19 protein-coding genes, 1 tRNA gene and 1 pseudogene are annotated in these 13,367 nt (G+C 57.7%); 10 read left to right on the forward strand and 11 right to left on the reverse strand.

The window, feature by feature from the left end; genetic code table 11:
* Nucleotides 1-195: 195 nt before the first annotated feature.
* Nucleotides 196-280: transfer RNA gene (locus LDZ27_RS10995), tRNA-Leu, on the forward strand.
* An 81-nt stretch (nt 281-361) separates the two neighbouring features.
* On the opposite strand, the gene LDZ27_RS11000 is transcribed toward LDZ27_RS10995, so the two are convergent.
* From LDZ27_RS11000 to LDZ27_RS11035, 8 genes are all read right to left on the reverse strand, one after another.
* Nucleotides 362-586: a hypothetical protein gene (locus LDZ27_RS11000; RefSeq protein WP_244814111.1), complete on the reverse strand. Its 225-nt coding sequence runs from the start codon at nt 584-586 to the stop codon at nt 362-364.
* A gap of 318 nt (nt 587-904) precedes the next feature.
* Nucleotides 905-2,485, reverse strand: coding sequence for an IS66 family transposase (locus LDZ27_RS11005; RefSeq protein WP_244814112.1), 1,581 nt, complete (start codon nt 2,483-2,485; stop codon nt 905-907).
* A gap of 31 nt (nt 2,486-2,516) precedes the next feature.
* The gene (tnpB, locus tag LDZ27_RS11010; protein WP_244814113.1) at nt 2,517-2,870 is read right to left on the reverse strand and encodes an IS66 family insertion sequence element accessory protein TnpB; all 354 of its coding nucleotides are present in this window, start codon (nt 2,868-2,870) and stop codon (nt 2,517-2,519) included.
* Nucleotides 2,846-3,346, reverse strand: coding sequence for a transposase (locus tag LDZ27_RS11015; RefSeq protein ID WP_244814114.1), 501 nt, complete (start codon nt 3,344-3,346; stop codon nt 2,846-2,848). Before LDZ27_RS11015 ends, tnpB begins: the two co-directional genes overlap by 25 nt.
* A gap of 71 nt (nt 3,347-3,417) precedes the next feature.
* Nucleotides 3,418-3,714 carry a hypothetical protein gene (locus tag LDZ27_RS11020; RefSeq protein ID WP_244814115.1) on the reverse strand — a complete coding sequence of 99 codons (297 nt, stop codon included), beginning with the start codon at nt 3,712-3,714 and terminating at the stop codon, nt 3,418-3,420.
* A gap of 454 nt (nt 3,715-4,168) precedes the next feature.
* Entirely contained in the window at nt 4,169-4,741 is a 573-nt protein-coding gene (locus LDZ27_RS11025) for a hypothetical protein (RefSeq protein WP_244814116.1), read from the reverse strand.
* Entirely contained in the window at nt 4,734-5,036 is a 303-nt protein-coding gene (locus tag LDZ27_RS11030; protein ID WP_244814117.1) for a hypothetical protein, read from the reverse strand. Before LDZ27_RS11030 ends, LDZ27_RS11025 begins: the two co-directional genes overlap by 8 nt.
* Entirely contained in the window at nt 5,033-5,299 is a 267-nt protein-coding gene (locus tag LDZ27_RS11035; protein ID WP_244814118.1) for a hypothetical protein, read from the reverse strand. The genes LDZ27_RS11030 and LDZ27_RS11035 overlap by 4 nt, the downstream gene beginning before the upstream one ends.
* A 441-nt stretch (nt 5,300-5,740) precedes the next feature.
* Between LDZ27_RS11035 and LDZ27_RS11040 the strand changes: the two genes are divergently transcribed.
* The 4 genes from LDZ27_RS11040 to LDZ27_RS11055 all read left to right on the forward strand — a co-directional run bounded on the left by LDZ27_RS11040 (nt 5,741) and on the right by LDZ27_RS11055 (nt 7,849).
* The gene (locus LDZ27_RS11040) at nt 5,741-6,139 is read left to right on the forward strand and encodes a DUF6088 family protein (protein WP_244814119.1); all 399 of its coding nucleotides are present in this window, start codon (nt 5,741-5,743) and stop codon (nt 6,137-6,139) included.
* 249 nt (nt 6,140-6,388) lie between these two features.
* Complete coding sequence (locus LDZ27_RS11045) at nt 6,389-6,898, forward strand: hypothetical protein (RefSeq protein ID WP_244814120.1); 510 nt, start codon at nt 6,389-6,391, stop codon at nt 6,896-6,898.
* Between the two features lie 161 nt (nt 6,899-7,059).
* On the forward strand, nt 7,060-7,281 hold the full coding sequence (locus tag LDZ27_RS11050; protein ID WP_244814121.1) for a hypothetical protein: 222 nt from the start codon (nt 7,060-7,062) through the stop codon (nt 7,279-7,281).
* A gap of 73 nt (nt 7,282-7,354) precedes the next feature.
* Nucleotides 7,355-7,849 (forward strand): hypothetical protein, encoded by a 495-nt coding sequence (locus LDZ27_RS11055; protein ID WP_244814122.1) that lies wholly within the window; start codon nt 7,355-7,357, stop codon nt 7,847-7,849.
* A 674-nt stretch (nt 7,850-8,523) separates the two neighbouring features.
* On the opposite strand, the gene LDZ27_RS11060 is transcribed toward LDZ27_RS11055, so the two are convergent.
* Nucleotides 8,524-9,723, reverse strand: coding sequence for a hypothetical protein (locus LDZ27_RS11060; RefSeq protein WP_244814123.1), 1,200 nt, complete (start codon nt 9,721-9,723; stop codon nt 8,524-8,526).
* A 113-nt stretch (nt 9,724-9,836) separates the two neighbouring features.
* On the opposite strand from LDZ27_RS11060, the pseudogene LDZ27_RS11065 reads away from it, so the two are divergent.
* Nucleotides 9,837-10,426 (forward strand): annotated as a pseudogene (locus LDZ27_RS11065) (DUF935 family protein).
* Here LDZ27_RS11065 and LDZ27_RS11070 read toward each other — a convergent pair.
* The gene (locus LDZ27_RS11070) at nt 10,421-10,813 is read right to left on the reverse strand and encodes a hypothetical protein (protein ID WP_244814124.1); all 393 of its coding nucleotides are present in this window, start codon (nt 10,811-10,813) and stop codon (nt 10,421-10,423) included. The pseudogene LDZ27_RS11065 and the gene LDZ27_RS11070 sit on opposite strands and share 6 nt — an antisense overlap.
* Nucleotides 10,810-11,433 (reverse strand): hypothetical protein, encoded by a 624-nt coding sequence (locus tag LDZ27_RS11075; RefSeq protein ID WP_244814125.1) that lies wholly within the window; start codon nt 11,431-11,433, stop codon nt 10,810-10,812. The genes LDZ27_RS11070 and LDZ27_RS11075 overlap by 4 nt, the downstream gene beginning before the upstream one ends.
* Nucleotides 11,434-11,587: 154 nt before the next feature.
* Between LDZ27_RS11075 and LDZ27_RS11080 the strand changes: the two genes are divergently transcribed.
* The 4 genes from LDZ27_RS11080 to LDZ27_RS11095 all read left to right on the forward strand — a co-directional run bounded on the left by LDZ27_RS11080 (nt 11,588) and on the right by LDZ27_RS11095 (nt 13,217).
* Nucleotides 11,588-11,806, forward strand: a complete 219-nt coding sequence (locus LDZ27_RS11080) for a hypothetical protein (RefSeq protein ID WP_244814126.1) — start codon at nt 11,588-11,590, stop codon at nt 11,804-11,806.
* A gap of 48 nt (nt 11,807-11,854) precedes the next feature.
* Nucleotides 11,855-11,995 carry a hypothetical protein gene (locus tag LDZ27_RS11085; protein WP_244814127.1) on the forward strand — a complete coding sequence of 47 codons (141 nt, stop codon included), beginning with the start codon at nt 11,855-11,857 and terminating at the stop codon, nt 11,993-11,995.
* 303 nt (nt 11,996-12,298) lie between these two features.
* Entirely contained in the window at nt 12,299-12,628 is a 330-nt protein-coding gene (locus LDZ27_RS11090; RefSeq protein WP_244814128.1) for a hypothetical protein, read from the forward strand.
* A 136-nt stretch (nt 12,629-12,764) separates the two neighbouring features.
* Nucleotides 12,765-13,217, forward strand: coding sequence for a hypothetical protein (locus LDZ27_RS11095; RefSeq protein WP_244814129.1), 453 nt, complete (start codon nt 12,765-12,767; stop codon nt 13,215-13,217).
* Nucleotides 13,218-13,367: the final 150 nt, after the last annotated feature.

Raw genomic sequence — 13,367 nt, forward strand, 5'->3', positions numbered from 1 at the left:
TCAAAATCTCTGACGTTCAGCTAGTGCACCGGGTACACGGTAGTTGGTGCAGGAACTGCTCAGCCTTATGTGACAAGGCTTAGCGGCAACTGAGAAAGTTTTCGCTGACAAGCAAAGTTTTATGTTTTGTCAGCCTTCTCAGCGTATTCTCAGCGTGCTGGAAAAAATCTAGCGTGATTTGAGGGCGCCCGAGACGCCTCGGTGGTGGAATTGGTAGACGCGCCGGACTCAAAATCCGGTTCCGCAAGGAGTGCCGGTTCGATTCCGGCCCGAGGCACCAAAGACATAGTAGCGCACGAAGCCCTGCTGGGAAACCAGTGGGGCTTTGTCGTATCCGGAATCTGTTCGCACGGAGTACCGCTCACTGCTGCACGCGGCCTCGTTCATCGTTCGCGTACGCTTCAACCAGTAGTCGATAGCGCGCGTCCATGGGCTCGCTGATGCCCAACTGCCGACAGTAACGTCTCGTGTCGACAGCGGCGAGGCCTTCTGCCAGGAATGGTTTCATCCCGCCGTCAACGATGCGTATCGCCGTGCGCTCTAGGAAAAACTCAATCGCAGCTTCGTCATGTCGCTCTTTGTGCATCGCTCACCTCGATACCTGTGTTTTTATACAGTGTACCGGGGGCGAATGCAAAAGGGCCACGCAATGCCTGGCCCTTAGCAGTTGTCCTGCTACGCAATTACGCGAATTGCAGTTCCCGCTCAAAGGCCTCGGCGAGCGCGCCGAACGAAGTACAGTCTTCTTCAGAATAGAAGCACTCTTGAAGCGCCCAAAAGTAACGGTCATTGAGCCAATACATGTCGCTGCCATCTCGCATCAGCTCAAGTAGTGGTACGCGATCCACGAACGACGCCCCTCGGAGTAAGGTGGAGAGCGCGTGATGTGCGTCAGCAATGCGGGTCAGCGGAGATCTGCGGGCATCTTCCAAGGAAGCAGCGCGTCGTAGTCGTCAACGGTCCTCGCCAGAGGAAGACGTTGGAACAACCAGTGAAGGTAGCGATAGGGATCGATGCCCCCGGCTTTGCAGGTTTCGATCAGGCTGTAGAGGTTTGCACTTGCGTTCGCCCCCGCTACGGTGTCGCTAAAAAGCCATGAGCGGCGCCCGACGACGAAGGGGCGAATCGCATTCTCGCAAGGGTTGTTCGAGATGGCCCAAGTGCCGTTCTCGACGTAGCGGATCAGCTTCGGCCACTGCTCGCGCAGATAGGTCAGTGCCTTTCCGAGCAAACTTTTTGGTACGACGCCGGGCGACTCCGCGAGGGCTAAAGCGTAGATGGCGTCGAGTATGCGCGTGCTGTATCGACGTCGCAGTCGCTGTCGTCGCTCAGCTGCCCATTTCTTAGAGCGGGCCTCCGCAGTGAACAGCTTGCCGATCAGCGTGATGAAGCGTGTCGCGAGCAGATCGGGCGAACGCGCGGCTTTCGGCACGTTCTCCTCCGCTTTGATGAAGTACCGTCTTAGGTGTGCCCAACACCCGAGGTGCACGAGGTCGTAGCGTTGAGCGATGTCGTTGTAGGGCTCGTAGCCATCAGTCATCAGAACGGCGCCCTTGCGGATCCCCGTGAACAGCTTGTCGGCCAGCTTGGCACCGCGTCCGGGCGTATAGCTGAAGCAGCGGATGGGGATGCCTGAATTGGTCATCTGCGCCCAGAGGTAGCTCTTCGTTTGCGGCTTGCGCCCTTTCTCTTTCAGTACCTGGAACGTCGTCTCGTCACAGTAGATCAGTTCGGCATCAAGCAACGCATCGCGCATGAGGTTGATCACGGGCTGGGTCGCGAGGCCAACGCGAACCATGCTGGCGGCGATCGTGTTCGACGAGATGTCTCCGCCGAAGCGACACAGCAAACCGGCCTGGCGATAGAGCGGCACGCCGAACTGATATTTGCCGGTGGCGATCCATGCGAGCGCCGCTTCGCTCAACAGTCCGCGCGCGATGATGCGCGGCGGCGCTGGAGTGACCTTGATGCCGAGATCGCAGCACGGACACGCATATTTAACGCGCTGGTGTTGGATCACTCGAAGCTGCTCGGGGATCACATCGAGCTGCTCGCTGATCTCCGCGCCGATCTCGACGAGCGCTTGTCCATCGTTCGTGCAAAAGCGTTCGGCTTCGGGCAGTTCGTGCCGCACGACCTCGCGCGGTAGATTGGGATCAAGCGGCTTGCGGTGACCGCGCTTCTTGCGCTTGTGCGCGCCAACCGTCGTCTCCGGCGTGTCTTCTTGAGCAGGCGCGCTGTTCGCGCCGAGCACCTCGGCTTCGTTGAACAAGCCAAGTTGATCAGAATCTCGTGCCTCGCTCTTGGCGCCGAACAGTTCGCGACGGTAGGCTCGGAGTCGCTCCTCAGCAAGATCGCGCTCTGCGGTCATAAGCCGCAAGGCGCCGCGTAAGGCCTCCTGTTCTTCTCGCAATGCACGAGCAGCATCGCGCTCGGCGAGCAACGCCTTCAATTCCTCGGCGGTGATCGTGACATTGATCGGCATGGCCGGTTAGACCGGCGCACGGCCTCACTGTTCAGCTCACGCGGCGATATTCCTGCTTCGGATGCCGTCGTATCGCGGTGATGTCATCGCCATCGAGCAACGCGTGCAACACGTTGCTCGTCATCGTCACGATCTCAGCCTTGTTGTCTGGCCAGATGAAGTGGCTGCTCTCCAATCGTTTTATAAAAAGCCAGAAACCACTGCCGTCCCAGCCAAGTATCTTTATCCGGTCACGACGTCGGTTTCCGAAGATGTAAAGCGACGTGTCCATCGGATTTAGGCGCATCGACTGCTCGACGAGAATCGACAGACTGTTCATGCCGTAGCGGAAGTCGACAGGATCGCGGTGCAGGTAGACCTTCAGATTATCGTCGAACCGGAACACGGCATCCTCCCGAGCATCTGGACCACGGTGGTCAGCTCGTCGATGGTCGCCTCTGCGATGTCGAACTCAACACCGTTAGGCAAACGTATGTGCAAGGCAACCGTGATCGATGGTGTGCGCGCGGACACCGCTCGTTCAACCGTCACAGCCCCCTGAACGACCGGTACAAATGGTGATGGCACGTCGGTCGCGTCAGTCCGCAAGGCAGGCGGCGTGACATCAAGCGATGCCCTGTCTGCTGGTCTCAGTTCCTTATCCGCCGAATTCCGCGCCGCATGTGTCTTCTGATAGCGCGTGATCCACTCGCGCAACAGATTCGGGTTCAAGCCGTATTGCATCGCCGTCCGGGCTATCGAAACGCCGGACGTCATGCACAACTGGACCAGTTCCTCGCGGGCTTGCGGATCGTATTCCCGGCGACCATCCCGTTTCGCGCCGACTACCAGACGGCTACGCAAGTCTCGATCTTCTGTCATGTACTCTCATCCCAGCTGTCCACGTGGACAGGTAGCATCAGAGAATCACTCGTCCATTGCTAGGGCGTCCCTTAAGGACCGCATACAAGTAGTGCATCAATGTCCGCACTGTCCGTGAAAAGCTGGTCAGCGAGCCCATCGGTATCGAGCACGCCCGCTTCCGCTGCAGCTGCCAGGCTGTCGAAGAACCAGTTCAGGACAGGGGCACCGGGTTTTTGCGTGAGTGCCTCTACGCTAATCGGCGTCAACGTCTTCGAGACGTGATTCCAGCCGCCAAACTCGATAAGCGCGCTCGCGGCACGCTGACCTTCTTCGTTCTCGAACATCAGCGGCGTAGGACGCGCTGCGTAAGCTTCAATCTTTGCCATCAAATCCTCGTAGGTTGTGCCACAGGGCTCTCACCCGGGTCGGCGTCAAAGCGCCGGCACGCTGGATAACGTCAAACCTTACGAATTCTTGAGCACAAAAAAAGGGGAGCGAATGCGTGTGCTGTATTTTTCCGCGAAAGTACAGTACAGCTACCACGCAAGTAGAACGCGTAGCCGCTCAATGAGCCACTGCAGCTCTTCAGGCGACACCCAGGCTTTGCCGGCAACTGCACGGCGAACGCGCCCAAGTGTCTCTTCTTGAGCGTGCCCGGGGTGCTTCTCAGCGTCAGCGCGCGCTTTGGGCAGCAACTGATGCGCGAGGTCTTCGCAAATCTCGTAGCGCTCCGCACGCTCTTCAGCTGACTGAAGGATGTATCGGCCGCGGGAAATCACTACACCCACCTTTGTTTGCACGCCCGGCACCGTTGCTGGCATGTGCTCGTGTGGGAAGTCGTCAGGCACTGGCAGCATCAGCGGTCTCAAGGACTGACCGGGCGATAGTCACAACGTCGTCGCCGATGACGAAAGCCACGGGTGGCAGGTCGATGCGATGCTGCGTGCTATGCACGCTGGCGTAAGCAAGCCCGTTTCTGCACTCAACAGCGACGTGCAGAGATGCCCGCACTTGCGACTCCGCTGGTCCTTCCAGTCGCACCTCGTGCACATAAATCGTAAAGAGGCTAGAAACTGGAAAAGGCCCTCTCGGGTCGGGCCGATTCAGCGCACTGCGCGCACTCCGCCAACGCGGCTCTCCGTACGAGAGCGTCGTGCCCTCGCACACAACCTGCACGCTGTCGCCGGTGCCGTCGCCCAAACAAACTAAGGCATTTGTTTGCAGCGGTCCCTCGACGCGATACGCGTGCTCACTGTCGCCCGCTCGGGACGGCCGGACGCTACGCAGCTTTTCTCTGTATGCAAGAACGCTGTCGCGGTCCAGTGCGAGGTCGCTGACCGCAAGCAAGCGGAGTACATCGGCTTCGGTAATGTGCAAGACGGCCGCCGCCTCTGCTTCTGTAAAGTCAGTCATCGCCGTTGCTCGCGTGCACACGCAAAGCGAGGGCGACGGCCGCATCCGGACGCATCGGCAGCGGGTCGCGCGGCGCTACATGTACCGCCCATCCGCACAACTCGCGCACCTTGTACTTGTCAGCATCGGACAGATGCATAGTAAGCAGCGCGGCGTCGACGACCGCTTCCGCAGCCCCCTGCAGTGCGGTCATCCTCCTGCAGCATTCAAACACAGCGTCGAACGCGGCCTGCACACGCGTAGAGTTGGTATTCGCTTCAGCGCGCGCATCCCGAATCAATGCTTCATATGTCATTGCTGGAAAGCCTCCCGCACTATCTGTTCGCAACGAGCAATAACGCTGTCGGGCAGCTTCGCGAACCAGTCCCAGCTGCGCCGCTCTGACGCCGGCAGCTTGAAGTCGTTCGTAGCGATTCTGCGGACGAGAGCCGCAGCGACGAACTGTGGAATATCGAACTCCATGTCAATGCGTCGCATCGCAAGGTACCACCCTGTTCCACCCATATAGCTCCCGATGCCAATGCGCTCAACGCGGCGCGTTAATTGCACTTTTCCCATGGTAGCATAGTCGCACTTTGTTCGATGAAACAGGGGTTTTCCCACCCTTAATTGCATCATGCAACTAAGGTCAGAACTTATCGACAACATATCCACATTTATTTGAAACAAAAGAGGTTCGTTTGATGAGAAGATTTGGCGCAAGGGTCGTCGTGCAGGTTGGCGACACTAAACCGTTCATGTTGCACGAGTGCGCACCCCTGATTCAGCAAGATTCCGCGCGCGCGGAAGACCGGAAATTCGCCCGGAACCTTGTTAGCCTTAATCTGCATCAGTGCAGCAGCTGCTATGACCTGCTTTTCCGCATGTACAACCAACGCGTAGCGGAGGAGTGGGAAGCCAAGCGCTACTGTCCTACGCCCGAAATGGAGTTTCTGTGCGAACTTTTTCAGGTTTGTCTTAAGTATTCGAAGGCAACGCTATATATCGAGGCGTTGACCGGTGACGACTGAAGCGAGAATCAAGCGTTCCATAGCGTTGCGCGACGGCACTGTAGTGCTGCGCTCGGATGTCGCTAATCTTGGTAGCCCCGCTCAAGTCTCCCGAGTGCTCGCACGGCTTGTGGCTAACGGTGCGCTCGTGCGCGTGAGCCTGGGCGTGTATGCGAAAACGCGACTGAACAAATTCACGGGAAAACTGGCACCGGCTGCGCCATTTGAGTCCATAGCCGCCGAGACGTTTCAGCGCTTGGGCATTGCAGTTATGCCGGGCCGCCTCGCACGCGAATACAACGAGGGAAAGACAACGCAGATTCCTGTCGATGGTGCGGTGAGCACCGGAGCGCGACGCATAACCCGAAAGATTACGGTAGGTCGCAAGTCCGTCAAGTACGAGCGGTGACCAGCCTGTTTTCAACGTTGAAAACTGTAATGCGCCTCATCCGGTACGACACCTTTCGACGTCGAAACTCGTCACTCAGGGCACGCTGAAACACCGCGCTTACCTGCGGCGTACCGCCCAGTTCGGTTGACGCATAGCCGGTTGACAACAGCAATGCGAGCAGCCAGCCGAAGGGCTGCTCAGGCCCGTGCTACACGGCTCTCCCATCTTTTCATGCACATGGATAAAGGTGTCGCCCTAGACATCTGCATGAAAATCCCCGCCAAACGCTCCGCCCGCGCCGCTAGCCGCGTTGCTGAATCCACGCCCGAGTCGCTTTTTGTCGACAAGGCGCCGCCAGCGCCCTCTGCTGCGCAGCCCGCCACGCACTTCATCGCCTACCGTGGCCTCGGTTTGCTGCCAAACGCTCCACTCATCGCCGTGTACTCGACGGCACCGTTCGAGCCGCTTCTTGCCGACAACGAAGCCGCTGCTGCGTCGAGCAGCTACAGCGGCGAGCACCTCTTTGTCGCCAGCGTCACGTCATCAGAGCGCGTTACTGCCTACAAAGACCTTGAGGGCAAGGAAGGCGCTGCGGTCATGTCGCAGCTGCTGGCGCTGAGCGCGCCGCATTCGCACTGGTTCCTAGTGCCGGTGCACGGCTTTGATAGCAGCCCGCTTGCCACCATGGACCATCTGCGCGCGCGCGCCACGTATGTCGCCCAGGGCGACCGGCGCCTCCGCGAGCTGCTCGCAAGCGATGCTATCGAAGAAGTCTGAGTCGACCGTTTAGAGTATTCACTCTAAATATTTTGTGAGCAAGCCCCCTGCATTGCGCCCAATGAGGCGCATTACGCAGGGGCTGTTTTCATGGGGTGCTTATACGTCGTATACAGCCCTCAGGGAGCTGTCCTTAAAACTCTCTTTCAGTGAGACACACCATGAAACGCTTTCACTACTTCGCCGGCTCGCTTGCGTGCGGTCCCTTCAAATCCGTTCGTGTTGGATTCCGCAAAAATGGCGAGGCCGAATATGAGCTAAAGGTCGGTCAAGAACGATTCGAAATCTCCGCGGATGACTACAAAGACCTCTACAACGCTTATCTGTACGACAACCTCGGCTTCGCGATGGGTATGTACGCGCGTCTGTCGCGACCCAACTGATTGAAAGCAGCATGCGGGGCTGGCCAATGCCGCCTGCCCCGCCTTTGACAACAACAGAAATATTGGACAGCAAATGACCTTCAAAGAAACCTACACGGGCGCCGACATCCTCTCGATTGTGCGCACTCACTATGCAAACAGCGATGCAGCTGACGAAGACTTGACAGCAGAACAAGTGGTTGCAAGCGGCAAGTGCTATGGCGACACGGCGATGGACATTTTGCTTTGCTTGCTGGCGAGCGAAAAGCACGACACGGAGTACGGCACGCTCGAAGAATGCTGCGATGAGTTGGCTCGCTACCCGCTGGACAAAGAAACACATACGCAATTGGGCGTTCGAGTTCGCGAATACGAGTCTGGCGCGCGGGAAGTCAGCTGGGGCTTCGGCGACGACTACGTTCATATTCACGGCATCCGCGACTTGCTCGAGCACGCTCAACTGCAGGAAGACACGATGCCCATCTGGTTCGATGATGAGTGGGTCGAGGTCTGGGACTATGACGCTAGCCTCGCTTACGGAGGCAGGTGGGTCACGAAAGCAAGCATCGAAGCGCGCGACAACGACTAACACGCAATGACACCAGGGCCGGCGATGCCGGCCCCTTGATAACAACACAAACACTGACTGCACGGAGACGCTTATGTCCCTCTTCGCTCGCCCCCTGCTTACCCGCCCCCTCCTTGTGACCAAGAACGTTCGCGACGCCTCGATGGCGGCACGTGCCGCCGGCCTCGAACTCTTCCGCTCTGGCGGTAGTGGACGCCTTACATTGCTCCTAATGAGCCGCTGTTACACCGTCGTCCCGTGCGAAGCTAGGGTTTTGGCCACGACGACCTCTTAGGGAATTGGACCCGCTCGAGCAGTTCTTGCAGCATTGCAGCGGCGCCCATCACCACGGATTTTGGCGCGGTGCCTATCCGTCGCTCGAGTTTCGCCACATATTAGCGCCGCGCCTGATGCGCCGGGGGAAGGCTATCAGCCCGACGACCCTTTGGGCACGAGGAGGCTGCTGTGACGCTCGCCAAGTGGGCTACCCTCCAAGCCTCTGCACAAAGACGACCTGCCCGACTAACGCGCGCCGCTCGACGCTGCCGCACGGCTGCTCGCAACCGTCGCGCCGGAAGTCGTCGTCGACTGACTCGACCCTGCATATAAGTCGAAATCCGCGCCCTAGACGAGAGAGCCAATAACAAGTCTCTCACCTTGTCGAGAACAACTGTCGTAACCCTCTAGGCGTTTTTTCATCTGTTGCGGCGGTATGGGTAAGCGTCCAGCAGACCTTCTCGGTGCTCGTCGGACATGCCTGCTTGCAGTTCGTCGAACCACTCAATCAGCTCGTCCCAGTTGTTCAGGCTGAAAACACGGGTGTTGTACCGGGCCGCAAGATTGACTTCCGGGCGTGATACCAATTCGGCCATCGGCTTGTCCATGATGAACGCATCAACGTACGGTGCGTACGTGGAGATGTGTTTGATATCAAAATACACGCCAGACAGCCTGTTCAGTGTCCGGTCGCGGCGCTGGTACGAGCCCGCCTTCACTTGTGCCTTCAAGGTTGCCCACATGTGCGACGTAAGCCATTGCGTCGGCACAGAGCGGAAGTGCTCGGACATCAGGAAGCTGACACATTGCTGCACCCGTTCCTCGGGCGACATCTCCTCTGGCATCGAACACATGCAGCCCTGCATGTATTGCGACATTATCGGAGCGTCCAAGGGCGCATCCATGTCCCCGTGCGCCAAGCGCTGCACGAGTCGAAGGTAGCTAGCCCAAAGAGCACGCGCTGCAGCATTGCATTCGGCAACGACGTCTTGCGCGAGAGTGGCTTGTGACTGGCGCCAGTTCGGGAACACTTCGTCGATGAGCCGTTCGACCGACTGCTGTTTTGCTTCAGCAATCAGCACCGGGTCGCCGTGGTACTGGCCTACGTCAATCCAAACATAGCCGTCCCATTCGAACACATGCTCTGTATCGAGCGCGTCTTCGCGCTCCAAGGCTTGTTCGACAGCACCATCGTTTCGCCAGTTTGAAAATGCACGGTAAATCTGCTTTCGCTCAACCTCGTAGGCCGCCTCGAATTCGGCGCCGCGGCTAGCCTTCTTGATGAACTCAAGCAACTCCGCGTAGGCGGGCCATTGGTGCGTCTCGTCTTCGTGAATACTCGAGTACGGAGCCACGATGAGCTGGTCTTCTGCCAGCTCGGCGATACGATTTGCCGCACGAACAAAGCGCTCGTCGCCGCCACGGAAGGCGCTCGAGAAGAAGAACTGGTCGAGATATATGACCTTTTTCTGGACGGGGGGGAGGTACACGTGCCGGCTATAACGGCAATGGCGACAGCCTCGAAGAACGCCGTTGCGGCCAACATCGACGTTGCCAAAGCAGTTCTCGCGGCGGCAGCCGGGACAGTCCCCCAGAACATATGTGACCAGCATCTTCACCCTGTCGCGAATTCTTATCAGCAGATGATACTTCGGCGGCAGCCCTGCGCTACACCGAGAACGGTCAGCCGACGCGCCTCGGAACGTTTCAGCGAGACAGCAAGAAAGAAGACGTGCTTAGCCTCAAGAAGGCTCTGGCTTCGTTGGGCACTGATGCCTACGCCGTTATGCCGAACGACATGAAGGGCAAATTCCTGAACGGAGTTTCGGCCGGCAATGTCGACATTTTCGAAAAATTCGACAAGTACATCGAAGACCAGCAAGCCGCCTCGTGCTCGGGCAGACGCTTACGTCGGGCAGTGGAAATGGCGCCGGCAGCTATGCGCTCGGCCTCGTGCACAACGAAGTGCGGATGGACATTCTGCGTTCGGATGCAAAGCAGCTTGCGTCGACCCTGCTGCGCGACCTCATCCGTCCGCTCATTGACTTCAATTTCGGCACCGAAGTGCCGATGCCCGTAGTTCGCTTCGCGGCAGACGAAGGCGAAGACTTGGTGGCACTGACCACCGTGCTATCGCTGACCGTGCCGTTGGGCATCGGCGTGCCGCAGAAATGGGCTCGCGACAAGTTCGGCATCCCTGCGCCAGAGGGTGATGAGCCGTTGCTGGCAGCTATGGCGGCTGCCGCCGCAGCGGCAACGCCGAAAGACGGCAAGCCACTCCCGCCGCTCAGACCGAAGCAAGGGAAGGGACTGACATCATGAGCGCTGCCGGTTTCTGGCGCGCTCCTCCTTAGAACGCTCGACCGCTTCTTCAACCTGCTGGTCAATGACGCCAGCCGCGTCCAAAATGAAGCTATCGTAGAAAGCAATTTCGTCGTAGAGGCGGTCGTACGATATCAGCGCTGTGCGGCCGTCTTTTGTTTGTCGAATCTTCCCAGTCCGTTTGCGCCAGCCGACGAAAGGCAACGCGTCGTACTTCGGTCGCCAGGTCGCGCTCATCTCAGCGTGCTTATTGCTCAGGTAGCGAGATAGTGGCTCGCCATCCTCGACATCGGGCGGAACGTTCGCGAACAGGTCTTTCCACCATTGGGCTTCCTTCAGTACATCCGGTACAGGTTTTCCGAACCCGCGCACGGTGTAGTCCGTCACCTTATCCAGATGCGAAATCCATTCGTCGAGCGCGTCTCCGTAGTATTCGCAGCGTTTCGCGCGAGTTGCGGCCGCGCTGCGTTGAGCGAGTTGGCAATCGGCTGAGTCATGTAGAGGTCGACACGTCCCTGCTGCCACGAGGCCGGGGCATGCTTTGCTACGCGCTCGGGGACAACGATTTTCAGACCGTGACTTCGCGTTTTGGTATCCAGCCGCAAGAACAACTCGCAAGCCAATTCGTGATAGAGAGCCGCGACCGGAAACAGGATGTTCTCTCGAGACAGGCCGACGTGGTAAGCCTCGTTCCGATACTTGTGGCAAAGCCCCACGAAGTTGGCCTCTATCTCGGAGAGCCGGTTTTCGGCGCGGACGAATCTAACCTTTTCGTCGAATCGATTGCCCAGCACTCGCGCTTTCGACGCGCGGCTGTAGCGTTGTGGAGCGTCGGGAGATGCCATCATGCCGGCCCAGCCGAAGCGACTCTCGCAGTATCGATGCAGCATCAGCTCGATAACGTTGTCGACAAGAATCAACGCAAGGCGATTGCCAACGTCGGTGCCGACTCGCATTTCTTCGGCAGCGCGGTCCAGTTGCTCTACGTAAGTCGTCAAGGTCTTCACAGCGGTCGTTTTTCGTCGAAGACTACATATAGTACTCGGGCTGCAGTCCCGAAAACTCGTTCTTTCGAACAAGTCCTGGGCGTAGTAACTGATTCGACGGCCGATGCAGCGGCCGTTTTTCTTTGTGCGCTACACGGTGGAAACGGAGGCTCTCATGCGAAACATCTTGTTTCCACCCGACACCGCAGGCATGGCGTTGCTCGCAGCGCACTGGGCGCTGTTCATTAGCGTCATGATTCTGTCCGCAAAATACGTCTTCTGGCGCCGACGTCGCAAGGCGCTGTATCGCGCCCTACATCCGTATCGAGGCCCACACCTGTACTGGTCGCAACGGCTCGGCGGTGGCTTCAGAATCGGCATGCGTATAAAGTGACCCGCTATATCTCTTGTTTACAGCAAGAGACCCACGTATACTTTACGCATGCTCCAAACCATCCTTGAAAATCGCGACTTGCTCCTGACGCTCGGTTTTCTCACTGCGCTCTTCGGCTTCGCGTTCCCGACCACCTTCGGCAACGGGAACGCAGAGTTCTACGCGCAGCTCGAGCAGCAAGGCAAGTAAAACGCTACTCGCCTCGTAGAGCCTCGTCCTATTGGCGAGGCTTTTGTTCGCCCATCGAATAGTATTTATCAATTAAACGTCACCAACGATGTAACCATTCAAGCAGACTACCTTCGTAAAGCGTCTCAAAAAATGCATTAAGCGTTGTGTGACGGCCGCCGGAAGCGAGACGACTTTTTCAAGGTGCCTATAGGCTGTATGCAGATGTTCTGCATCGGTGCGACGGCATCGTCAACTATCGCCCTTCGGATACCTCGCCGAAGGGCGACGGAATGGAAGGGCAAAACCTCGAGGTGTTTCAAAATGGCATTCAATCCGCTGGTATCGCTCCCGCTGTTCACGCAGTTTGCAATTTTGGCCACAATCGGCTTCTTCTCAACTGAGATTACTCGCCGAACGCTAGTACTGCACCGTCAGGGCTTCTTCAGACTGGTCCCCAACCTGGCAGTCGTCGTTGCAACTGCGTTCGTCGCGTATGCACTCGCCGGCCCGGTGGTAGCAGCAGTAGCCGCCGCCTGCTCGCTAAACGTCTTGATGACGGTCGCCGGTGTCCGTCGGGGTGTCGTTGAACGACGTCAGCACCTCGCGAACTTGGATGCGTTTTATAAGGCTCTTTTCGCACGAAAGAACTGATTTTTGATTCCAAAGCCCACTTCGGTGGGCTTTTTCTTGGCTTCACGGCTTAAAGAAAATCGGCACATGGTCGATAACCAAATGCGAACAATGCCTTCGACGGGCACACCTCTTTATTTCGATTTGAAGAACGTTTATGTCAGTCTTGGAATTCCGGCGGAAAGCCACAACACAGTTGCACAGCGAGGTTGACGCGTTGGCGCGCGAGGAATCTTCGCTCGACTTCGCACCGGATGAATGGGGAGTCGACGAGCAAGGATTTTACGTCGCATCAGACGACGACTGGCGGGGTATGGAGGCTCATTTTGCACGATACGGGCACAGGATTAACAGGTGTTCGCCGCTCGACAGCTATAAGAACGGGATGCGGTACTTTGGCGGATTCCTGTCTAAAATCGGCTACCTTCGTGAGCACCCGTGGCACTACCAGCTTTTTACAAAAGATTGGACGGAGGACGAGCACGCGTACCTGCGAGCCGTGGCCGATGGCGACATCGAGCGGGTCTTCGAATTAGTGTCGAAAACCCGCTTTCTCGGCGAGATTGGGAGAAAGATGCGCTTGCCCGAGGGATGCGCGCTGACAAACTGAATTGATTGCTGCTTAGGTGTACGAGTGGTTTCTAGGTTTTTTATATGGCGTTGCTAGACGCCATATAAAAATATCTAACCTCACTTCTCGACTCGACTCGGACGCATCTTCGACGTTTATGATGAGCTTCCGCGATACGTCCCCGATGCT

This window comes from Caballeronia sp. Lep1P3, from assembly GCF_022879595.1.
Lineage (GTDB): Bacteria > Pseudomonadota > Gammaproteobacteria > Burkholderiales > Burkholderiaceae > Caballeronia.